This window comes from Streptomyces sp. NPDC003456, assembly GCF_042878735.1.
GTDB lineage: Bacteria > Actinomycetota > Actinomycetes > Streptomycetales > Streptomycetaceae > Streptomyces.
Genome location: NZ_JBIAOK010000005.1, coordinates 293,670 through 314,185, shown reverse-complemented (window position 1 = coordinate 314,185; position 20,516 = coordinate 293,670). Strand labels below are relative to the sequence as shown.

The 20,516-nt window shown below is 71.5% G+C and carries 16 protein-coding genes; 4 read left to right on the top strand and 12 right to left on the bottom strand.

Annotation, left to right across the window (positions count from 1 at the left end):
- Positions 1–756: 756 nt before the first annotated feature.
- The 11 genes from ACFYWG_RS22410 to ACFYWG_RS22360 all read right to left on the bottom strand — a co-directional run bounded on the left by ACFYWG_RS22410 (position 757) and on the right by ACFYWG_RS22360 (position 15,465).
- Entirely contained in the window at positions 757–969 is a 213-nt protein-coding gene (locus tag ACFYWG_RS22410; RefSeq protein WP_383500445.1) for a hypothetical protein, read from the bottom strand.
- 413 nt (positions 970–1,382) lie between these two features.
- The gene (locus ACFYWG_RS22405; RefSeq protein WP_389203071.1) at positions 1,383–1,895 is read right to left on the bottom strand and encodes an RHS repeat-associated core domain-containing protein; all 513 of its coding nucleotides are present in this window, start codon (positions 1,893–1,895) and stop codon (positions 1,383–1,385) included.
- A 96-nt stretch (positions 1,896–1,991) separates the two neighbouring features.
- Entirely contained in the window at positions 1,992–2,144 is a 153-nt protein-coding gene (locus tag ACFYWG_RS22400; RefSeq protein WP_333937401.1) for a hypothetical protein, read from the bottom strand.
- A 25-nt stretch (positions 2,145–2,169) separates the two neighbouring features.
- Positions 2,170–5,619 carry an RHS repeat-associated core domain-containing protein gene (locus ACFYWG_RS22395; RefSeq protein WP_389203068.1) on the bottom strand — a complete coding sequence of 1,150 codons (3,450 nt, stop codon included), beginning with the start codon at positions 5,617–5,619 and terminating at the stop codon, positions 2,170–2,172.
- A 260-nt stretch (positions 5,620–5,879) separates the two neighbouring features.
- Entirely contained in the window at positions 5,880–6,953 is a 1,074-nt protein-coding gene (locus ACFYWG_RS22390) for an aminoglycoside phosphotransferase family protein (protein ID WP_389203519.1), read from the bottom strand.
- Between the two features lie 47 nt (positions 6,954–7,000).
- Entirely contained in the window at positions 7,001–8,128 is a 1,128-nt protein-coding gene (locus ACFYWG_RS22385; RefSeq protein WP_389203065.1) for an aminopeptidase P family protein, read from the bottom strand.
- A gap of 122 nt (positions 8,129–8,250) precedes the next feature.
- Positions 8,251–8,826: a PDZ domain-containing protein gene (locus ACFYWG_RS22380; RefSeq protein ID WP_385417499.1), complete on the bottom strand. Its 576-nt coding sequence runs from the start codon at positions 8,824–8,826 to the stop codon at positions 8,251–8,253.
- Between the two features lie 304 nt (positions 8,827–9,130).
- Positions 9,131–11,296 carry a germacradienol/geosmin synthase Cyc2 gene (cyc2, locus tag ACFYWG_RS22375; protein ID WP_389203062.1) on the bottom strand — a complete coding sequence of 722 codons (2,166 nt, stop codon included), beginning with the start codon at positions 11,294–11,296 and terminating at the stop codon, positions 9,131–9,133.
- 190 nt (positions 11,297–11,486) lie between these two features.
- Complete coding sequence (locus ACFYWG_RS22370; RefSeq protein ID WP_383511823.1) at positions 11,487–12,674, bottom strand: damage-control phosphatase ARMT1 family protein; 1,188 nt, start codon at positions 12,672–12,674, stop codon at positions 11,487–11,489.
- A gap of 55 nt (positions 12,675–12,729) precedes the next feature.
- A complete protein-coding gene (locus ACFYWG_RS22365; RefSeq protein WP_376325177.1) occupies positions 12,730–13,377 on the bottom strand; it encodes a ScbR family autoregulator-binding transcription factor in 648 nt (215 codons plus the stop codon).
- Between the two features lie 291 nt (positions 13,378–13,668).
- The gene (locus ACFYWG_RS22360; RefSeq protein WP_385417491.1) at positions 13,669–15,465 is read right to left on the bottom strand and encodes a S8 family serine peptidase; all 1,797 of its coding nucleotides are present in this window, start codon (positions 15,463–15,465) and stop codon (positions 13,669–13,671) included.
- A 365-nt stretch (positions 15,466–15,830) separates the two neighbouring features.
- Between ACFYWG_RS22360 and ACFYWG_RS22355 the strand changes: the two genes are divergently transcribed.
- The gene (locus tag ACFYWG_RS22355) at positions 15,831–16,784 is read left to right on the top strand and encodes a lytic polysaccharide monooxygenase (protein ID WP_389203057.1); all 954 of its coding nucleotides are present in this window, start codon (positions 15,831–15,833) and stop codon (positions 16,782–16,784) included.
- A gap of 18 nt (positions 16,785–16,802) precedes the next feature.
- On the opposite strand, the gene ACFYWG_RS22350 is transcribed toward ACFYWG_RS22355, so the two are convergent.
- Complete coding sequence (locus tag ACFYWG_RS22350; RefSeq protein WP_389203055.1) at positions 16,803–17,444, bottom strand: Tat pathway signal sequence domain protein; 642 nt, start codon at positions 17,442–17,444, stop codon at positions 16,803–16,805.
- Positions 17,445–18,058: 614 nt separating this feature from the next.
- On the opposite strand from ACFYWG_RS22350, the gene ACFYWG_RS22345 reads away from it, so the two are divergent.
- The 3 genes from ACFYWG_RS22345 to ACFYWG_RS22335 all read left to right on the top strand — a co-directional run bounded on the left by ACFYWG_RS22345 (position 18,059) and on the right by ACFYWG_RS22335 (position 20,488).
- Positions 18,059–18,727: a DUF6230 family protein gene (locus ACFYWG_RS22345; protein WP_389203052.1), complete on the top strand. Its 669-nt coding sequence runs from the start codon at positions 18,059–18,061 to the stop codon at positions 18,725–18,727.
- Entirely contained in the window at positions 18,727–19,179 is a 453-nt protein-coding gene (locus ACFYWG_RS22340; RefSeq protein ID WP_383503917.1) for a DUF6114 domain-containing protein, read from the top strand. Before ACFYWG_RS22345 ends, ACFYWG_RS22340 begins: the two co-directional genes overlap by 1 nt.
- A gap of 307 nt (positions 19,180–19,486) precedes the next feature.
- A complete protein-coding gene (locus ACFYWG_RS22335; protein WP_389203049.1) occupies positions 19,487–20,488 on the top strand; it encodes a substrate-binding domain-containing protein in 1,002 nt (333 codons plus the stop codon).
- The last annotated feature ends 28 nt before the right edge of the window (positions 20,489–20,516 follow it).

The following is a 20,516-nucleotide window of genomic DNA, read 5'->3' as shown; positions in this document are numbered from 1 at the left end:
CGACGAGCTGCCTCCCCTTTGAGGATCGCTGTCGTCCATCGCATATTCCTGCGGGTTCTGCTGGCGTCGGTGAAGCTTCCCTGGCTCATACTCGCTCCTTCCGAATCAGGGTTGGGTTACCTTTCCCTCCCTGCGACGGATCCGCTCCCATCCCTGTTCCCGCGGTCAGAGCGCCACAACCCGCACCAGCCACCGCGCCGACGGCCCACCCAGCCACACTGGCCCAGGCCGCACGAGTGGCGCCCTGGAAAGCGGCGATACCGGTCTTCAGCAAGTCGCTGCCTTTGCCGAGCCCTTCAAGCATGCAACACGCCTCACGAGGCACCCGATGGCGAAGACCCCAGCCCGTTGCGGGCACCATGGTCATCACCCGATCGGTGGGGACACCGGAAAGACCCAGCGAACGGCGCGTGCAGCAAACTCCGTTCGCTGGATGGCTGTGGGCTACTTGCGCTTACGGACCTGCGTCACGCCGAAGGTGATGAAAACTACGATCACGATTCCGGACAACAGCCAGAGAGGGACGCCATCAAGTCCTTTGTAAGCTAGGGACGTAGAAGCGATGTGTGAGTGCAGGGGATCTCCTCCATGTGATGCGCCGGCCTCGTGGGGTTCTAGCTCGTTGCGTCCACCTTGTTGCCGTCCACGTCCGCTGCGGCCACCACACATGCGTGGGCGAGGTAGAGGCGTACGGCAACCAGACCACGGTCCTCTGATGGTGGGGTGTCGCCTTCTTCTGGCAGGCGCCACCCACTCCTACACTTGCCTTTTTGCCGCTGCTCGCGCGGCGATGACTGCCCCGCCCCAGAAGAGGACGGTCATGGCGAGGATGGTCAGTCCGCCAGCGATCATGCCCATGATCAATAGCGCGGCTGAAAGTACGACGCCAAGCACGCCGAAGACATGTGTCGTGGTCAACAATCGCTTGGCCAGCGCTTGGCGCTGGAGTGATGCTCCGACCTGGCGCACCGTGCGCCCCCCTTCACTGCCACCGGCTTGCACCGATGGGCACGTAGCCGAGCCGACCGCTTGCGTTCGGGGTGGCGCTTTTGTACGGGAGCCATCCCCACCGCGTCCTGCACTTACCTTCTCTCCGGTGGGGAGGGACGGCGCAGGCGTGCGCAGCAGCCCAATCAGGATGGATTCAATGCCTCTGCCGGTAATGATCAGAGCCCCAAAACGGAATGGCGCTTGGCGATGACAGCGGGATGCCTGGACTCATTGACCTTTGCCACCGCGCCCCTCGTCACCGAACGCGCCTCACTTCTGCCGTTGACGGTAGTAGAAAACGCTAGCGAATACGCACGCGACGGCAGCGACGATCATGAGAGGCCCCCATCCTTCGGGAATCCACCATCCTTTACCCTCTGAGGCGATCTGAATCACGGCTTCTCCTCGAAGTGAGCGGGGCGGCGCAGACCGAAGGTGATTCCGGCGGCTCTGCCGTAGTCACCGTCAACAGCCGCGTTCCATGCTTTACCCACGGTTGCGGCGTCGTTACCCAAAGAGATGGCGTCCAGAACCGGCCCGAACGACAGTGTTCCGTTGGGATCGATCCGGTCGACCGGGTCGCCCTCGGCGTAGAGGTAGGGGTTCTTCTCCTGGCCGGAGGGGTCGGGCTGGGTGAAGCGGCCGATGTTGGCGTCGTAGTAGCGGGCCTGGAAGTGGTACAGCCCGGTGGGTCCTGGTAGCCGCCCGCGAAACGGTAGGGGTGGGCGACCTGTTCGGAGGACTGGGACAGGATGCGCACGCCGCGGGTGCTGTAGGCGCAGGTGTTGACCTCGTTGCCGTCCGCGGTAGTGCGAGTTAGGGCATCGCGGTGAAGGCCATCCGGTTTCCAGCCTTGCGTCGGCATTCCGCCGGTCGTCCCGACCGCCAGCGGCTCCAGCACACAAGACGCAACCCTTGTCGCAACCGGTGGCTCGCCCGCTGCCCCCGGGTCTCGACGACTCGGGGGCAGCGGCAACACGTGACAGGTCGAGTGATCCCGATCAGCCTCGGCGGCCGCGGTTCCGGCTCACTCTGCCATAAATGATCATGGCTATCAGGGCGGCGACGGCAATGCCGAGGATCACCAGCCCAGCAGTGCCTTCGGGCATGACGCGGCCCTCATTGGCCAGCAGGTAGGTACTCGTCGTTTCCACTGGTTCTCCTCTCACGTGCCTGACCTCACGACCAGGCGTCAGTCGCCTTGTTCTCCACCGCGTTGCCGACGTACTCAGCTCCCGTGAAGCAGGCGGCTCCCACGACGAAGCCTCCTGCCCCAGCAGTCGGTGCTCCAGCGGCTGTCGCCACGGCGCCACATGCTGCGCCGGTGACGCTGGACGCCACCTCGCCCACCACCACGGCAGCGGCCTTGCCGTAGTCACCGTCGAGCAGGGCATTGCCCGTCTTGTAGATGGCGTTGGCCCGGGTCGCTCGTCCGGCGTTCTTGAGCATCCCCTTCATGGTTCCTTCGACCGAGAAGAGCCCATTGGGATCGATCCGGTTGACCGGGTCGCCCTCGGCGTACAGGTAGGGGTTTCTCTCCTGACCGGAGGGGTCGGGCTGGGTGAAGCGGCCGATGTTGGCGTCGTAGTAGCGGGCCTGGAAGTGGTACAGCCCGGTGGGGTCCTGGTAGCCGCCCGCGAAACGGTAGGGCTGGGCGACCTGTTCGGAGGACTGGGACAGGATGCGCACCCCGCGCGGGCTGTAGGCGTAGGTGTTGACCTTCTTGCCGTCACCGTCCGCCAGGGCGACCACGCTGCCGATGGCGTCCGTGAGGTAGTAGTACGTCCTGCCCCCGGTCGTCATGGAGTTCAACGTGCCCCCGGGCTCGCGGTTGAAGCCCATGTCCACAGCGGCAGTTGTCTTCGCGGACAGCCCCAGCGGGCCGTTGTGGAAGAAGGTGTCACCCAGCTTGACGCGCTCGCTCTGGTCGGTCGAACCGTACTGGCCGGCGTACGTCTTCCCGGCGACAGTGATCGACTTCAGCTGCGAGTGGTCCGTGTACGACTCTCCCGTACGGGCGAAGTCGTCCGTGGAGGCGCCGGCCGTCTCATTGCCGATCGCGTCGTAGGACCAGGGGCCGCTCGTGGAGGACTTGGCGGTGAGCTGCTGGGCGTCGTTGTAGGTGTAGGTCGTGCCACGCGGGCAGCCCTGGTCGGCTCCCTGCGAGGTGAGGTTGCCGGCCAGGTCGTAGCAGTACTGCCAGGAGTCCGTGACCGCACCGGACTTCTCCTCCTTGGCGTAGGAGAAGCGGCCCGCTCCGTCGTAGGAGTACGTGCGCTTGGTGCCTCGGACGGTGTCCGTCGAGGTGCGGATCTTGGAGCCGTCGGTGCCGGCGTTCGTGCCGTAGCCGTAGGTGTAGGCGAGGTCGACCAGGGTGCCCTGCCGGGAGGTCGCCTTGATGGCCTTGGGGCGGCTGGAGTTGTCGACGTCGACCTTGTGCACCGTGCCGCCGGGGTAGGTGGTCGTGGTGCGGACGTCGTTGTTGTTGTAGCCGTACGTGGTGATCTTCCCTTGGGGGTCCTTCAGTTCGGTGAGCTTGTTGACCTCGTTCCAGGTGTAGTCGGTCGTGCCGGCCGGGTCCCGGTAGTAGTCGACGTTGCCGGCCGGGGTGTAGGCGAGCAGGGTCTGGGAGCCGTCCTGCAGGTGGCGGACCGTCTCGCGCTGGAGCGGGTCGAACTCGTACTTCACCGTCCCGGTGCTGTCCGAGCGTTGCACCAGGTTGCCGTCGCCGTCGTACCAGTAGCGCACCGTGTCGTTGGTGGAGGACACCGTCGTGATGCGGTCGCGCTCGTCGTACACGTACACCTTCTTGACGCCGCGGGCGTCGGTGACCGTCTCGGTGCGGCCCAGCGCGTCGTAGGTGAACGTCGTCTCCCCCAGCGGCGCGGGGGCCTTGACCGTCTTCAGGTTGCCCTTGCTGTCGTACTTGAAGTCGGTGGTGACCGTCTTGGTGGAGGTCATCCTCGTCTTCGCCTTGCAGCGCTGGCCCTCGAAGCCGCCGCAGGTGGGTGTGGCGGGGTTGTACTCGAAGGAGACGTTTCCGCCGCCGGTTCCGGTCTGGGCCACCGAGGTGGTGTTGCCGGCCGTGTCGTAGGTGAAGCTGGTCTTCTCGCCGTCGGCGTTGGTGGAGTCCTTGGGCACGTCGCCGCCGGCGATGGTCTGCCAGCTGTTGACCGTCTTGCCACCGGTGGGCAGGGTGACGGTCTCGATGTTGTTGCGGGTGTTGAAGCCGTAGTCGGTGACGTTGCCCGGGGTGGTGCCCGAGCCCATCGCGTCCGTGGTGGAGTCGATGTTGTTGTTGGCGTCGAACTTCGTCGACCGCTTGCGCTCCAGCGCGTCGAACACCTCGGTGACCCGGCCGTCACCGTCGTGCACGTACTGGGTGGCGTGCAGCTCCGGGTCCTTGGCCGTGGTCGTGCCGGCAGCCGTCGGGGAGGCGGCGCTGTAGCTGTAGGTCCAGGTCGGGCCGGTGTGCCCGTCGCTGTTGAGGGTGGTGCCGCGCAGCATGGAGGTGACGCGGTTGGTGTCGTCGTAGGTGAAGACGGTGACGCGGCCCTCGGCCGTGGTGATCTTGTCGATGCGGCCGGAGGAGTCGTGGCGGAAGGTGACCGTCTTGCCCTCGGTGTCGGTGGTGGAGGCCAGGTTGCCCTCCGCGTCGAGGTTGTAGACGGCCGTGCGGCCGGTGTTGTCCTTGGCCTGCCACTGCGAGGGGTAGGTCTTCACCAGGTCGATGAAGCGGCCCGAGCGGGTGTCGGTGAGCTTGAAGCCCTTGTTCTGCCCGTCCTCGTCGTGCTGGGTGACGGTGATCGTGCCCTTGTTGCGGTCGGTGATCTTCGTCAGGGTGCCGTACTGGTTGTAGGTCTCCTTCTCGCCCGACTTCCACTTGGTGAGGGTGTAGGTGCCGTCCGCGTTCTTCGTCAGGTCCTGGGAGTAGCCCTTGGGCGTGGTGAAGGAGCCGTCGCTGTTCTGGGTGAAGCGGACCGTCGCGCCGGAGGCGTCGTAGAAGATCACTTCCGAGGAGCCGACGGACAGGTAGCGCTCGTACTGCTGCCACCAGCGCTGCGAGACCCGGCCCCAAGGAGCGTCGAGGGAGTTGTAGGTGCGCGCCAGTTGCAGGCGCCGGCCGACGCCGGCGATGTCGAAGTCCGTCGCCGTCAGCATCAGGTTGCCGGTCGAATAGTCGATCTTCGCGGTCAGCGCGTCCGTGATCGCGAAGCTGGTGGAGCGGTGCCAGGGCACATTGCCCTGGCCCTCGGGGACGAGGCTCTGCGTGGAAGTGTCGGCGGCCGCGGACCGGGACGGCGCCTGCTTGCCGCCGCCCGCCTTGCCCGCAGGGCCCTTGACGCGCTCGCGCTGCTCGCGCTGCCAGGGCAGGAACGCCTCGTCCGTCGGATTCCCGGAGCGCTCCGACGCCACCGGCCGGTTCGCGCCGACCTTCACCGGCGGCATCTCGAAGTCCGGGCTGTCCTTCCCCCAGGCCGACACCGGCTTGTCGTCGGCCGCCGCCACGCCCGCGCCGGGCAGGACGGAGACGGCCAGGGTGATCGAGGCGATCGCCGCCAGGGAAACACCGGTTGCTGATCTCTTGCGGGCACGCCGAAACGGCATGCCGAAGGCACGCTCGTGCATGACTTCCCCCCACAGGAAGGCAGATCCCGGCGACCCCAGCGGCCACCGGGCGCCCACAAGTTGTCACAGGAGTCGCACAAACTTCCGGGTCGTTCCCGGCAACTCACCTCTCATGCGGGCAGGAACCGGCCCCTCCCCTTTCGATCAAGGAGCGGGGGAAATGCGACCGAACCCGGGCGACTCGAACGCACCTCTCCCTGGCGCCAGTTGCGCAGGGCCCCTCCCGCATCGGGCCGAAAGGTGCCGTACTGCTTGGGCCGTTACGGGACGTCCTCCGGGGCGCCCAGATCCGTCACCCGCTCCAACAGGATCGGTTCCCAGGCGTGGCGCAGCCGGGTGCGCAGTGCGGTGGTGTCCTTGGCGGCGAGGGCCTCGGCGAGGCGGACGACGCTGTCGCAGCGGGCGAGCCACAGGCCCCGAAGGCAGGGACGGGCGCCGTACCCGGCGAGGGTGGCGGCACGTACGGCGGCCGGTGAGCCGACGGCGGCGGCGAGGCCGGCGATGTCCTCCGCCGGGTCGCCGACGACCGCCCCGCCCCAGCCGAGCACGCCGCGCACCCGCCCGTCGGCGCTCACCACCAGGTGGCCGCCGGTGAGCGCACGGTGGGTGAGGACGGCCGAGCCGGGCTGGGCGGCGAGCTGGGCCGCGGCGGGGGCGGTGAGCCGGTCGAGCCCGGCGGCGTCGAACTCGTCTGCCTCGGCGAGGCGCTGCGCGGCCCGGGCGGCCGCCCGCCGCAGGGCCTCCAGGGAGCGCGGCGCGGCGCGCGGCACGCCCAGGGTTTCGGCCTGCCGGGCGGGCACCTCGCGCAGGCCGGTGAGCAGCGCCGCGAGGTCCGCCTCGCCGACGGCCGACACGTCGTGCCGCTCGCCGGAGCCGCCGGGCACCTTGGTGTCCAGGGTGTAGGTCAGCCCCGGCGCCCATTCGCCGGCCGCCACGCTGACCGGCACCGTCATCGGCAGGTGCGGGCGGACCAGGTCGCGCAGCCGCAGTTCGCGGCGCTGGCGGAGGGTGCTCTCGCGGTCGAGGGCCAGCCGCAGCACGTGGCGGGAGCCGACCCACCAGGTGGCGGCCGAGGGGCCCTCGCCTGCGGGGCGTACGTCGTGGCCGGCGGGGCGTACGTCGGGGCCGGCGGGGCGTACGTCGGGGCCGGCGCCCCGCGCGGTCGCCGTACCGCCGAGGGCTTCCGCGCCGCCGGGAGCCATTGCACCGCCAGGAGCCCTCGCGCCGCTCCGGCCGTCCGTGCCGCGCGGGTCGTCCTTGCCGCCGCCGTCCTTGAGCAGGGCGCGGACCAGCCGGCGGACGGTGTCCGCCGAGGGGGTGGGTGCCTGGGTCATGGTCGCGCCGTTGCCGTTCGGGAGGCTTCGTGGGGACATCGGGGGCGTCACTCCACTATGACCAGCTCGCGGGTGGTGGTGTTCAGGCGCCGCCCGCCGTCCTCGGTGACGGTCACGATGTCCTCGATGCGCACACCGAACCGGCCGGGCAGGTAGATGCCGGGTTCCACGGAGAAGCACATGCCCGGCACCAGGGGCTGCTCCTCGCCCTCGATCATGTACGGCGGTTCGTGCGTGGTGACGCCGATGCCGTGCCCGGTGCGGTGGATGAAGTACTCGCCGTACCCGGCGTCCGCGATGACCGCCCGGGCCGCCCGGTCCACGTCCTGGCAGGCGGCGCCGGGCCGCACCGCGCGGAACCCGGCCTCCTGGGCCGCGCGCACGACGTCGTGGACGCGGCGCTCCTCGTCGGTGGGTTCGCCCACGTGCACCGTGCGGGAGGTGTCGGAGCCGTAGCCGTCGCGCAGACCGCCGAAGTCGAGCACGACCATGTCACCGCGTTCGATGGTCCGGGCGCCGGCCTCGTGGTGCGGGTTCGCGCCGTTGGGGCCCGAGGCGACGATGGTGAAGTCGACCTGTTCGTGGCCGTGCCGGCGCAGCAGCCGGTCCAGGTCCGCGGCCACCTCCGCCTCGCGGCGCCCGGCGAAGGGGACCTCGCGGATCTCCTCGAACGTGGCGTCGGCGGCGGCTCCCGCGGCCGCCATCAGCTCCAGCTCCGCCGCGTCCTTGACGGCCCGCAGCATCGGCAGGGCCTCGGTGAGCGAGACGTAGGCGCTGCCGGGCACGGCCTGCTGCAGGGCCAGCAGGTGCAGCGCCCAGGCGTTGTCGCTGATGCCGAAGCGGCCCGCCGGGGCGAGCAGGGCGGCCGTGGCGGCATAGGGGTCCTTGCCGTCGGTCCAGTCGCGCAGCTCCAGGGCGGACGCGCCCGACGCCTTCCGCGCGTCCGGGGCCTCCAGGGCGGGGACGACGAGGACGGGGTCCCGGTCCGCGGTGAGGACCAGGAGGGTGAGCCGTTCGGTGACGGCCGGGGGTGCGTAACCGGTCAGCCACACCAGGTCCGGCCCGGGGGCGACCAGCAGACCGGCGAGCCCGGCTTCGGCGGCCGACCGTGCGGCGCGGTCCATGCGGGCCCGGTAGTCGTCGGCGGTGAAGGACGCGGCCGTGGTTCCGGTCATCCGGGCCTCCCAGGACGGACGAAGGTCTACGGGCAGCATCCTGCCCGCCGGGCGGGGGCCGCGCGAGCCGTCTGCGGGCTTTCACCGGGTTCGGCGGCGATGGCCGGCGTCCCCGGCCCCTTTCATGCCGAGACCGCGGGCACCGTCGTGAGCTGTTCGTAGCCGCCGCTGCGGTGCCGCACCGTCAGTCGCACCTCGCGGCCGGGGCGGGCCCGGGCGACGGCACGCACCAGGTCGGCCGCCGTGTCGATCCGGGTCCGGCCGAAGGTCAGCAGCACGTCGCCCCGGACCAGCCCGGCCCGCTGCGCCGGACCGGGGACGTGGAGCCCGACGACCACGGCGCCGGGCCCGCGGGCGTCCATGACCTGGACACCGAGGGTCGCGGCCACGGGCGCCTGCGTCGCGGCGGACGGTGAGGGGGCGGGCGGTGAAGGGGCGGGCGAAACCGGTGCGTGGGGCGCGCGCTGGCCGAGGAAGGCGCCGTGGGCGGCCACCGTGGAGCCCATCGCCCCGAGCCCCACGCCGGACAGCACCAGGACCGCGCCGGCGAAGCCCCCGAACAGCACGTTCAGCAGCCGCCGCCCGCGCCGCCGGGCGGCGTGCGGACGGGGCCGGGTCGGGCCGCTGCCCCTCTGCGGTTCGGCCCCGCCGGGGTCCTGGCCCGGCATGGGCTTGGGTCGCAGCGCGGTCTGTTCCATGGCTCGCCTCCGGAGGTGCCGATCGCCTCCGGCGGACGCGGGACGATCACGGCAGATGCTCTACCCAACGGTTCCGCGGCCGACGAGCCACGAACGAGTGAGACTGAGCGGCCCCCGAGAAGGACAGCGCACCCGAGGAGGACAAGGAGCCCCTGAGGAGGACAGCCAACCCGGGAAGGACGCGCGAGGAGGACGGGGAGGAGGACCGGACGCGCGGTCGCGGCTCGCGCCGCACCCTCGGGCGGGTGCGGCGCGAGCCGACGGACAGCGCGGCGACGGGGCCGCGCCGGGCGGGCCGCGCGGCTCAGCGCACGGCCGGCACGGGCACGGCTGGCGGCCGGTCCGGCAGGAACCCGTGGGCGCGCCGGGACAGCCAGGCGTCCTTGTAGCGGTCGACGTGCCGGTGCCAGTTGAGGATCCCGGACATCCAGTTGCGCAGGTCCGCCACGTAGGTCCCCATCGCGGCGCGCGCCTCGTCCGACAGCCGGAAGTCGTCGTACAGCACGGGCAGTTCGTGCTCCACGACATGCTCGAACTGGCACATGCGCCGGCTCATCAGGTCGTGCACGATGCCGAGTCCCGTCGGATAGTCGCAGTCGAAGAACGACTGCACGACGAGGATCGCGTTGTGGATCTCGCCCTCGAACTCGATCTCCTTCTGGTACGAGAAGACGTCGTTGAGCAGGCACGCGAAGTCCATCGCGGCGTTCTCCAGGGAGCGGACCGGGCCGCTGCGGTACACCTCCGGCGGGACCGCCGGGCCGTGGCCCATCCGGCACAGGCTCAGGGTCAGGTCCGAGCCGAACGTCGCCCGGCGCATCTCCAGGTAGTCGACCGGGTCGGGGACCCGGTTCTGGAGCTGGTTGGACAGCTCCCACACCCAGCTCTCGGTCATGGAGTCGATCGCGTTCTTGAGCGTGCGCCGCTCGCCGGGAGTCATGGCCGCCGTGGTCCGCAGCCACAGGTCGATCAGGCTGCGCTCCATGGCGTTGACCGGCGCCGGTGGCGCGGCGCCGTCGACCGGCATGCAGTCGGACAGGCGGGCCGTGGTGATCCGGGCGGCGGCCAGGTCGCGGCGGTGGCCGTACACCAGGGGGTAGTAGTCGTCGCCGTAGGTGCCCCAGGCGAGCCACTGCGAGCTGAGGTCGAGGGCCTCCTGAGTGGCGTCCGGGTCGAGGCCGGCGGCGCAGAGGGGCAGGTCGTAGGCGCGGAGCTTGTCCTCGTCCCAGACGCCTTCCGACAGGATGCCCATGCGGGTCACCCAAGCGCGCAGGCTCGACCGCGAGTTGTCCAGGTGCGGGCTGAGCTGGAGCGGGAACGGCATCCGGATCTCGGGGATCTGCGAGGGCCCGACCTTCTGGTACGGCACGTGCCGGTAGGAGCGCGCGCGGTCGGCGCCGGCCGAGGCGAGCAGGGCCCGTACGTCGGCGGCGGAGTTGCCGGGGCCCGAGCAGCCCGGCCAGGGGCTGCCGCCGCGCACGGCGTTCTCGTTCATGTAGCGGCTGGAGCGCAGGTGCCACTCGTGGCCGCCGGACTGCCAGTCCTGCAGCCCCTTGGTGTAGGCCGCCACGGCCGCGACCTCGTCGGGCCGCAGCCCCTTCTCCAGGGCCAGGGCGGGCACTTCGGTGAACGCCGTGTGCTCGAACTGGTGCAGCCGGGAGGTGAGGACGTCGTTGACCGTGTCGGCGGCCTCCTGGGTGGTGCAGCCGAAGAAGGTCTCCAGGACGAGCACGCCGTTGCTGTTCTCGCCCTCGTCCTCGACCTCGCGCTGGTAGGAGAACAGGTCGTTGCGCAGGTGCACGGCGTCGGAGAACGTCTCCATGAGCACCCGCAGCGGCCTGGACCCGGCGACGGAGGCGGGCACTTCGGCGGTGGCGTACTCCACGAGCCCGGCCGACCAGGGGGCGCCGCCCACCTTGCGGCGCATCTCGATGTACTCGACGGGGTTGGCGATCCGCCCCTCGTTGATGTTGGACAGCTCCCACATCGACTCGTTGAGCAGGTGCTCGGTGGCCACGGCGAAGCGGCGGCGCCAGTCCTCGGACATCGCCGGGACCGTGCGCGCCCAGAGGTCGGCGAGTCCGGCCTCGACCGGGTTCTCCGGCTCCGGCACGGGCGCCGACAGGTCCAGCGGCATGAACAGGGGCAGCCGGTCCAGGTGGGCCTTGCCCGCGGCGCGGTCCTGGCTGCGCTTGTACTTCTCCAGGAAGTGGTCGTCGAAGAAGAAGACCCACACGTACCAGTCGGTGACGAGGGACAGCGCGGGACCGTCGCAGTCGGGGTGGGTGTAGGCGCAGAGCAGGCCGTAGTCGTGGGCGTCGAGGTCGGCCTGCTCCCAGACGCCGGATCCCTCCAGCATGCCCCTCGCGCGCGCCCACTCGGTCGAATGGGCCCGGGCCTCGTCGAGATGGGGGTTGAGCCGCGCGGGGTGCGGCATGTAGAAGTGCGGGAGCTCGAACGGCTGCGTCATGGCCCGGGGCTACCCGCCGCCCTCCGGGGGCATCCGCGGCCCCGGACATGATCACACCATCGCGTGAATCGGCGGCGAACCGGGACCTTCCGCCCCGCGCCGGTGCGTTCCCCCGCCGGGCCGGGCACCGGGAGGCCAGTGCCTGTCGTTCGGATCATGACGCAGACGCGGCAAGATCCGAACGACATATCTAGCGCGGGACGTGCACCTGGATCAGGGCGTGGGTGCCGCCGGTGCGCCAGCGTCCGCTCTCCGTCGCGTCCAGCTGCGCCTCGGTGTCCGCGTCCAGGCCGGTGATCACGTCGGACTTGAGCGTGCGCAGCGCGGCGACCGGACCGGGGAACCAGGCGGTGACGTCGGCGAAGGGCGTGGTCGGCGGCCAGAGCCGGTCACCCACCAGGCGCCGGTAGTTGAGGTCGCCCTTGAACACCGTCAGTGTGGCCGAGGCGAAGTCGGCGCGCAGGTCGGCGGGCATCTCCTCGTAGGGCAGCGGGGCGCAGGAGAAGGGGTGGGCGCGCAGGGTGAGGCTTCCGTCGGCGAGGGCGGACCACAGCTGCCGTCCGTACCGTGCGGCCGCTCCCCCGGCGCCGGTCAGGCGGCGCAGGGCGTCGACGACGTCGGCGGTGGTGGCGTCCGAGACGTAGTAGGGGTACGGCTTGACGTGCAGGACGGCGCGGTCGATGTCGCCGGCGGCCAGCAGGTGGGCCAGGAGCAGCAGGTCGGGGACGAGTTCGCGGCCGGCGTTGTCGGCGACCAGGCAGAGGCTGCGCGGTCCCGGGCCGCCCGGGGCGTCGAGCAGCGACCGGAGGCGGTCGCCGTCGTCGGCGACGAGACCGGGTACCGCGTCCGCCTGCCGGGCTCCGTGCGCCGAGAAGCGGAAGCCGAGGTCGGCGCGGTTGCCCCACAGGGAGCCGTGCAGCAGGGCGCGTTGCCGCTCCTCGGTGGGACGGGTGTCGAGGGCGTCGAGCGCGGCGAGTTCCTCGTCGGTCTCGGCGGAGTCCAGTTCGGCCTGCTTGAACGGACGGAAGGGGTCGATGCCCTGCCAGGGTCCGGGCCCGAAGTAGCCGACCGCCTGGAGCAGCCGGCGGTAGAACCAGCTCTCCGACCACAGCCACGGCACCTCGAACCAGGACCGGCCGGCGTGGTCGCGCAGCCCCCAGTCGTCCCAGCGGGCACGGTCGTGCGCGTCGGCGGGGAGGGGCTCGATCCGGCCCTCGGTGCACTCGGTGAGCAGTTCGCCGAGCGCGCGGTGCTGCTCCGGGCCGTACGGGAAGGCCTCGCGGACCTGCCGGATGATCGCGGGGTGCCGCTCGGCCAGCACACTGTGCGGGAACGGCCGGTCGCCGAGGAGCACGGGCGGGCGGGAGGTGTCGGGCATGGGCCTCACCGTAACGCGCGTGCGGGGCGCGCCGGCCGGGGCACCGCCGTGCCGGTCACACCGGCGCGATCTCCCGCTCCAGGCGGGCCGCGAGGCTCAGGTAGCGGGCACGGCGGGTGACCGGGACCAGGCCGCGGACGAGTATGGTCCACATCTCGGCCGTGCGGCGCGGCTGGCGGGTGACGGGTTCCCGGGAGCGGCCCACCACGCGGGTGCCGACGAAGAAGCAGACCAGTGAGTGGGCGACGACGTCGATGTCGATGTCGGGGTGGACGTCGGACTCCTTGACCGCGCCGGCGAGCCGGGCCGTGACGATGTCCAGCCATTCGTTGAACGGGTGGCTCAGCGGCGGCCGGGGGCGGATCCCGCCGGTGGCGAGCCGGAGTCCGGCGCGCAGGACCGGGTCGTCGACGGACTGGCGCGTGATGCCGAAGGTGAGGCGCATCAGCGACTCCAGGGACGTGTGGCCGCGGTTCTCGGTCTCCGTCGCCAGCCGCCGGGCGGTGAGCGACTGGCGTTCGAGGATCGCGTGGGCGAGGTCCTCCTTCGCCGCGAAGTGGAAGTACAGGGCGCCCTTGGTGACGCGGGCGTGCTCCACGATGTCGCTGAGACTGGTCGATTCGTAGCCGCGGCGGTCGAACAGGTCAGCGGCGGCCGTGATGATCGTCGAACGGGTCTGCTCGGCTCGCAACTGCCTCGCCATCGGCTGGACTCTCCCGGGACGGAAATGAACGGGCCATGCCGTTTGTTTTTACCCCCCGCACACGATAACTCACCCTCAGGCGGCGGATCCCGGTCAGGGGGCGCGAATTCAGGGGCACTTCCGGCATAGTACGCCCGGCCCTCTACAGGAAACAGCCGATCCGGTTTCTGAACGGCCGGCGGCTGCGGGCAGACATGAAGGCGGGCCGGCCGGTGCCCCATCCGCACCGGCCGGCCCGCCCGTTCGTGGCCCGACCCGTTCTGATTTCCCGTCAGGGAGGGATCGAAGGGATCAGAAGGTCAGCTTCCAGTTGTTGAGCGTGCCCGTGTCCTGCGCCGCGGTGTCCTGCACGCGCAGCTTCCAGGTGCCGTTGGCGACCTCGCTGGAGGCGTTGACCGTGTAGGTGGTGTTGACGTTGTCCGCGGAGTCCGAGGAGGCGGACTTCAGGCGGTACGCCGTCCCGTCCGGGGCCACCAGGTCGATGACGAGGTCACCGCGGTAGGTGTGGGTGATGTCCACGCCGACCTGCAGGGCCGAAGGGGCGTTGCCGCTGCGGCCGGTGACGCTGATCGGGGACTCGATCGCGGCGCCATTGTCCGGGACGGCGACGGCGGTGGTGCTGGAGAAGGTGGTGCCGGTGGACGTGCCGCCCTTGACGGCCTGGACCGTCTTGGTGGCGTCCGCCAGACCGGCGCCGCAGCCGCCGGAGCAGGTGCCCGGCAGCGGACGGGCGTTGGTCTTGATGGCCGACTCGATCTGTGCCGGCGTCAGGGCGGAGTTGGCCGACTTCATCAGCGCGGCGAGGCCCGCGATGTGCGGGGTGGCCATGCTGGTGCCCTGGTAGTAGGCGTAGTTCTCCGTCGACGGCGTCTTGGTGCCCGAGTTCAGCGTGGACAGGATGCCGTTGGCGGTGGTCGTCCGGGTCTCGCCGCCGGGGGCGGAGATGTCGACGATCGAGCCGTAGTTGGAGTACGAGGCCCTGCTGCCCGCGCGGTTGGTCGCGGCGACGGTGATGACGCCCGAGCAGTTCGCGGGAGAGGCGTTGGAGGCGTTCATGTTCTCGTTGCCGGCGGCGACGACGACCGTGGTGCCGCGGCTCACCGCGCCGTTGATGGCGCTCTGGGTGGCGCTGGTGCAGGCGCCGCTCCCGCCGAGGCTCATGTTGATGACCTTGGCGACGTTGGTGTTGGCGGGGACGCCGGACACCGAACCGCCGGAGGCCCAGGTGATGGCGTCGATGATGTCGGAGTCGTAGCCGCCGCACTTGCCGAGGACGCGGAGCGGGGAGACCTTGGCGCCGTAGGCGACGCCGGCGACGCCCTTGCCGTTGTTGGTGGCGGCGGCGATCGTGCCGGCCACGTGCGTGCCGTGCCAGGAGGAGGTGGAGGCGGGGACGCCCGCGCCGCACTCGCCCGCGTTGTACCAGTCGCCCGGGTCGGCCGGGTTGCTGTCGCGGCCGTTGCCGTCGACGGAGACGGCCGTGTCGGAGATGAAGTCGTAGCCGGCGACGATGTTCGCGGCCAGGTCGGAGTGCGTGACGTAGCCGGTGTCGATGACGGCGACGGTGACGCCGCTGCCGGTCGTGGTGTCCCAGGCGCCCGGGACGTTCATGCCCGCGGTGGACTCGAAGAGGTCCCACTGCTTGCCGTAGTCGGTGTCGTTGGGGGTGACGGCCGTCGGCTTGTTCAGCCGGTCCGGCACCACGTAGGCGACCTGCGGGTCGGCCCGGTACGCGGCCACGACGTCGGCGACGGCCGACGTGGAGGGGGCGGCGCCCAGGTCGACGAGGGCGGCGCCGGTGCCGAGGCGGCGCTGGAAGTCGACGTCCTCGCCGGTCTTCTCGGCCTTGGCGGCGGCGTCGGCGGCGGCCGCCTTGTCGGACGCGGCCTCGCCGGCGCCCGACTTGTAGCCGACGATGAGGCGCTCGGCGGTGGTGCCCGGGGCGGCCTCGGTCTGGGCCGCGGGGACGGCGGCCGGGCGGGCGGACTCCTGGGCGACGGCGACCGAGGCGGGGGCGGCGGTCAGCAGGACGACGGAGACGGCGGCGACGGATATCAGCTTCCGTCTGAGCTCTGGGGAGGTACGCACGATCGTTGCCTTTCGTGGCCGGACTCCGGCGGGGCGGAGCGGCAGTGGGGTCGCTTCGTCCTCGAAGCGCAGGTGGGGGTGGTTCGAAAAGCGAAGAGCGACGCGATGGCCGGCCAGGCGCGAGTGGTGCGCGGACCCGTTCGGGGTTACCTGTGGGTCAGCTGTGGTCGAACGATAGGCAACGGGAAGGTCACCGGGATACGGGGGAAACCCTCGATCCGATCGTGAACGGACCCTCGATGAAAGGGGGTCGAGCGGGAATGGCCCGATTCGAACGGGTCGTGGCGAAGTGAACGCGGCGCCCCGGTTTCCCGTACTGCACGTCGACCTCTCCCGCCCTCTCCCTCCCCCAGGAAGCCCCGGACATGTTCCGTACGACCGCCCGGCGCGCGGCGCCGGCCGCCGCCCTGACCGCCTTGCTGCTGCCGCTGTGGACGGCGTCGCCGGCCGCGGCGCACGGTGCGCCCACGGATCCGGTGAGCCGGGTGGTGGCCTGTTCTCCCGAGGGCGGTGAACGGGCCGGCACGCCGGCGTGCCGGGCGGCCGTCGCGGCGAACGGCGGGCCGTTCACGGCGTGGGACAACCTGCGGGTGGCGAACGTGAACGGGCGGGACCGCGCGGTCGTGCCGGACGGGAAGCTGTGCAGCGCGGGCCTGCCCGCCTACCGCGGCCTCGACCTCCCCCGCGCCGACTGGCCGTCGACCCGGGTGGCGCCCGGTGCGCGGCTCACCCTGCGCTACGCCTCGACGATCCCGCACACCGGGACCTTCCGGCTGTACCTGACGAAGCCCGGATTCGACCCGACGCGTCCGCTCACCTGGGCCGACCTGCCGGAGAAACCCTTCGCGCGGGTGACCGACCCGGCCCTGGCGGACGGCGCCTACCGCTTCGCGGCGACCCTGCCGTCCGACCGGGTGGGGCGGCACGTGCTGTACACGGTGTGGCAGAACAGCAGCACACCGGACACCTACTACTCCTGCTCGGACGTGGTGTTCCCGGCGCGGAAGGCGAACGCGCGGAACGGGGACGCGCAGGGCGAGGATGAGGAGAAGAGGAAGAAGAAGGAGGAGACCGGGGGCAGGAAGACGACCGCTCCGGCCGCCCCGGCCCCCGGGACACCCGGGCCGGACAGCAGTGCCCCGGAGAAGGCCGCCGGTGCCGGGGCGCCGCCCCCACGGCCGCAGGGTGCGCAGACACCGCTGGCCTCCACGCCGGTGCCGGGCCCGGGCCCGTCCTCGCGCACGCTGGCGGGCGGCGCCGCGGCGGTCCTGGTGCTCACCGGCGGCGCCGCCCTGGTCCTGCGCCTGCGACGGCGCTGAACCCGACTGTGCCGGACGTCAGTTGACGGTGACCGCGGAGCCGCCGGTGGTCACCGGGGCGTACTTCGCGGTGAAGAACGCGTTGGCGAAGCACAGGGACGAGCCGGACACCTTCGTGAACTGCTGGTTGGTGAAGGAGATGCTGTGGTCGGCGTTGCTCGCCGTGCCGGTCAGGGCGGGCGCCTGGTAGACGCAGGTGATGCTGCCGAGCAGGGTGCGCAGCTTGACGGTCGACTGGATGGTGGATCCGGCCGCCGGCGTGACGGACAGGGTGCCGCCGGACGACACGCTCGCGGTGTAGGGCAGGTTGTCGACGGTGATGCCGCTGACGCCGAGCACCCCGGTGACGTTGGCCGAGCAGCCGCTGGTGGCGAAGCTGTGCGAGGTCAGTGACTCGGTGGCGGTGCCGGGCGCGGCCGGGTTGTCGGTGACGGTCGCGGAGAACGCCGACGAGGTGCACGAGATGCCGTTGGTGCCGGTCGCGCTGGAGCGGAAGGTCGCGGCGGTGCCCTGGGCCAGGGACGCGTCGAGGACGGCGCCGACCTGGACGGCGGCGCCGTCGGCGGTGGTCAGGACCGGGGTGTCGGCGGCCGAGGCGGGGGCGGTCAGCCCCAGGGCGGCGACGGCTGCGGTGAGGGCGATGAGGGTGCGAGTGCGCATGCGGGTGTACCTCTTTCGCTGCGTGGGGTGAGGGGGGTGCGGGGACGCCGGCGCGTTCGCCGTCGGCGGTCCGTCACGCCTTCTCCGTACGCGACGGACCGCCGACGGCGGGTGGGTGGCTGATCACAGGGGTCGAGCGGTGCGGCCGTGCCGTGCCATGTCGTGCCGTGCCGTGCCGTGCCGCATGAGCGGAGCGCGGGCGAGGGAAAGCCCGTTCGGACACGCCGGGCGAGGAGCTGCTGTGCGGTACGGGCGGTGTCCAAGGGGCGCGGACGGCGCCGCGCTGCGGATCCGGCGCCACGGATCCGGTGGGACGAGGAGAGTTGTAGACCTGGCCCAGAGTCAACGTCAAGGCTGCGTAGGGGAGTTGTGCACCGGGTGAGCCTTCCGGAGCACCGGGGACTCACCTGCCGGACACCCTCCTCACTCTTTGTCCACACGTCCCTTGACCCTTCATGTAACCCCCGGTAACTTCACCGTCGGCTACTGCGGCGTAAGGAGAAAGCCCTTGCAGCAGACGGGAGTTGCGAGGGCCGTGCGCCCGCGGTCGGTGTCCGCGCCAGGACAGCGCGCCGACGACGTCCGATCCGCACCGACATGCACCTGGAGCAGACATGACCACCTCCTCCACCGAGCACCTCCCCGAGAGACCGGACGGCTCCGCCGTCCCGGGCGACGCCCCCGCCCGGCGCGGACGGGTCCGGGCGCGCCGGGCGGCGGTGATGGCGGTGCCGGCCGCGCTGACCGCCGCGGCCCTCGCCGTGCTGACCGCGCAGGGCGCGCTGGGCGTGCAGTTCGCCATCTCCGGCATGCCGTTCACCGTCACCGCGACGGAGTTGAACGGCACCGGCTTCGCACAGTTCGGCAGCCTGGACGAGATGGCCGAGGGCAGCCCGAACGCGGGCGACACCGGCGGCCAGGTCCTGGTCGTCACGTCCGTGATCAAGAACGCGACCCTCACCAAGCTGTGCCAGAGCGTCGACCTCGGCGGCACCAACCTCGTGATCAGGGCCGGTGGCGGCGCCCAGAAGGTCACCGCGAGTGATCTGACGACCGACTCGACCGAGCTGTCGGGCGACGCGGCGTTCACCGACATCGAGATCGGCAACGACGCCAGCACCCTGGACAAGGCCGGGCCGCAGGGCCGCGGTCCCAAGGGCGTCTTCAGCCAGCAGTCCGACACCGTCCGCATCGCCGATCTGCGGCAGACCAACTACGCGACGACGGCCGGGGTGTTCAAGCTGCCCGGGCTGAAGCTGGGCTTCAGCGGATCGGGCTGCTGATGCCGGGCGGCCCGCGCGGCGGATTCCGGCTCGCCTTCCGCCGGTGGCGGGCCGGCCGTCCGTTCTGGGGCGGGCTGCTGCTCGCCCTGGGCGGGGCGGAGATCCTGCTCACCCTCAAGGCGTCGCTGGACGTCGTCCTGCACGTCGGCATGCAGGGCCTGGCCGGCTACCTGCTGCCGGTGGTGATGCTGCTGTGCGGCGTGCTCGTGCTCGCCAGCCCCGCCCAGCGGCTGTTCTACTCGGTCGTCGGCGTACTCGTCTCCCTCGGCAGCTGGGTGACGTCCAACCTGGGCGGCTTCTTCGTCGGACTGCTGCTGGGCGTCGTCGGCAGCTGCCTCACCTTCGGCTGGCTCCCGGACCAGGAGCCCCGGATCGGCCGCCGCAGGCGCCGGAAGGAGGCCAGGGCAGCGCGGGCCGCGGCGACCGGCACGATCCCGGCGCAGCGGGCCTGACCGCCCCCGGGCGCCGCCCGGCCCGGCGCGCACCGGACCCTGCGCACGAGCGCGCACGAATGCGCCCGGGCGCGCCGCGGCGGCCCCCGGCCCGCATCCCCGCGGCGGACGCGGGTGTTCGGCCGGTCGGACAGATCATCACGATGCGGCAGCATCAACTCACTGCTGGTGGCCGCTCACTTGACGACCAGTGCTCACACAGGGTTGGCTCCGGCCAGCGAGAGTCGTCCGGCCGGTGCCCACCCCGGGGCCCCCGTCCGCGCTCTCCACATGCTCTTGCTCGGCCGCACAGCGAGGTCCGCCCCTCATGAACACTCCTCCCCCGCCGCACACCCCGGCCGGGCCCCGCCGGGTCGCGGCGCTGGCGTCCGCCGTGTGCCTGCTGCTGTCCGGCTGCTCGGCCCTGGGCAACGAGGAGGACGGCGCGGCCTCGGCGGGCTCCGGCGGCGGGATGCGGGTCGCCCTCGTCACCCACGGCGGGGAGGGCGACGCGTTCTGGGACCTGGTGCGCAAGGGCGCCGAGGCGGCGGCCGCCAAGGACGGCATCGACCTCACCTACGCCGGGGACGCCGACCCGGCCGCCCAGGCCGGCCTCGTGCGCGACGCCGTCCGCGACAAGGTCGACGGCATCGCCGTGACCCTGGCCAAACCGGCGGCGATGCGGGGCCCGGTCGCCGAGGCCAAGGCGGCCGGCATCCCCGTCGTCGGGCTCAACTCCGGGATCGACGCCTGGCGGCCGGCGGGGCTGCTGGAGTACTTCGGCCAGGACGAGTCCGTCGCGGGCCGGGCGGTCGGCGACAAGCTGGACGATCTCAAGGCGAAGCACGCCCTGTGCGTGGTGCACGAGCGGGGCAACGTCGCGCTGGAGGCCCGCTGCGCCGGTGTGGAGAAGGCGTTCGGCGGCGAGACCGACAACCTGTACGTGGACGGCACCGACCTGGACGCGGTGACCGCCGCGATCACCGCCCGGCTGCGCCAGGACTCCGGCGTCGACCAGGTCGTCACCAACGGCGCCCAGTTCGCGCTGAGCGCGGTCGAGGCCGCGCGGCAGGCGGGCAGCAGGGCGAAGGTCGCCACCTTCGACCTCGACAAGGACCTCGTCAAGGCGGTGCGCGGCGGTGACGTGCAGTTCGCCGTGGACCAGCAGCCGTACCTGCAGGGCTACCTGGCGGTGGACGCCCTGTGGCTCTACCGCACCAACGGCAACGTCAGCGGCGGCGGCACGGCTCCGGTCCTCACCGGCCCGGCGTTCGTGACGAAGTCGAACGTGTCGGCCGTGGCCCGGTTCGCCGCCGCCGGGACCCGGTGACCGGGCACCCCGTGGCGCCGACGTCTCC

Excerpts from the sequence above, each read along its gene's own strand:
- ACFYWG_RS22370 (WP_383511823.1), bottom strand. The coding sequence starts at position 12,674 with ATGCCCGACACCTCCCGCCCGCCCGTGCTCCTCGGCGACCGGCCGTTC.
- ACFYWG_RS22385 (WP_389203065.1), bottom strand. The coding sequence starts at position 8,128 with ATGACCGGAACCACGGCCGCGTCCTTCACCGCCGACGACTACCGGGCC.
- ACFYWG_RS22340 (WP_383503917.1), top strand. The coding sequence starts at position 18,727 with ATGCCGGGCGGCCCGCGCGGCGGATTCCGGCTCGCCTTCCGCCGGTGG.
- ACFYWG_RS22395 (WP_389203068.1), bottom strand. The coding sequence starts at position 5,619 with ATGCACGAGCGTGCCTTCGGCATGCCGTTTCGGCGTGCCCGCAAGAGA.
- ACFYWG_RS22390 (WP_389203519.1), bottom strand. The coding sequence starts at position 6,953 with ATGACCCAGGCACCCACCCCCTCGGCGGACACCGTCCGCCGGCTGGTC.
- ACFYWG_RS22350 (WP_389203055.1), bottom strand. The coding sequence starts at position 17,444 with ATGCGCACTCGCACCCTCATCGCCCTCACCGCAGCCGTCGCCGCCCTG.
- cyc2 (WP_389203062.1), bottom strand. The coding sequence starts at position 11,296 with ATGACGCAGCCGTTCGAGCTCCCGCACTTCTACATGCCGCACCCCGCG.
- ACFYWG_RS22345 (WP_389203052.1), top strand. The coding sequence starts at position 18,059 with ATGACCACCTCCTCCACCGAGCACCTCCCCGAGAGACCGGACGGCTCC.
- ACFYWG_RS22365 (WP_376325177.1), bottom strand. The coding sequence starts at position 13,377 with ATGGCGAGGCAGTTGCGAGCCGAGCAGACCCGTTCGACGATCATCACG.
- ACFYWG_RS22380 (WP_385417499.1), bottom strand. The coding sequence starts at position 8,826 with ATGGAACAGACCGCGCTGCGACCCAAGCCCATGCCGGGCCAGGACCCC.
- ACFYWG_RS22335 (WP_389203049.1), top strand. The coding sequence starts at position 19,487 with ATGAACACTCCTCCCCCGCCGCACACCCCGGCCGGGCCCCGCCGGGTC.
- ACFYWG_RS22355 (WP_389203057.1), top strand. The coding sequence starts at position 15,831 with ATGTTCCGTACGACCGCCCGGCGCGCGGCGCCGGCCGCCGCCCTGACC.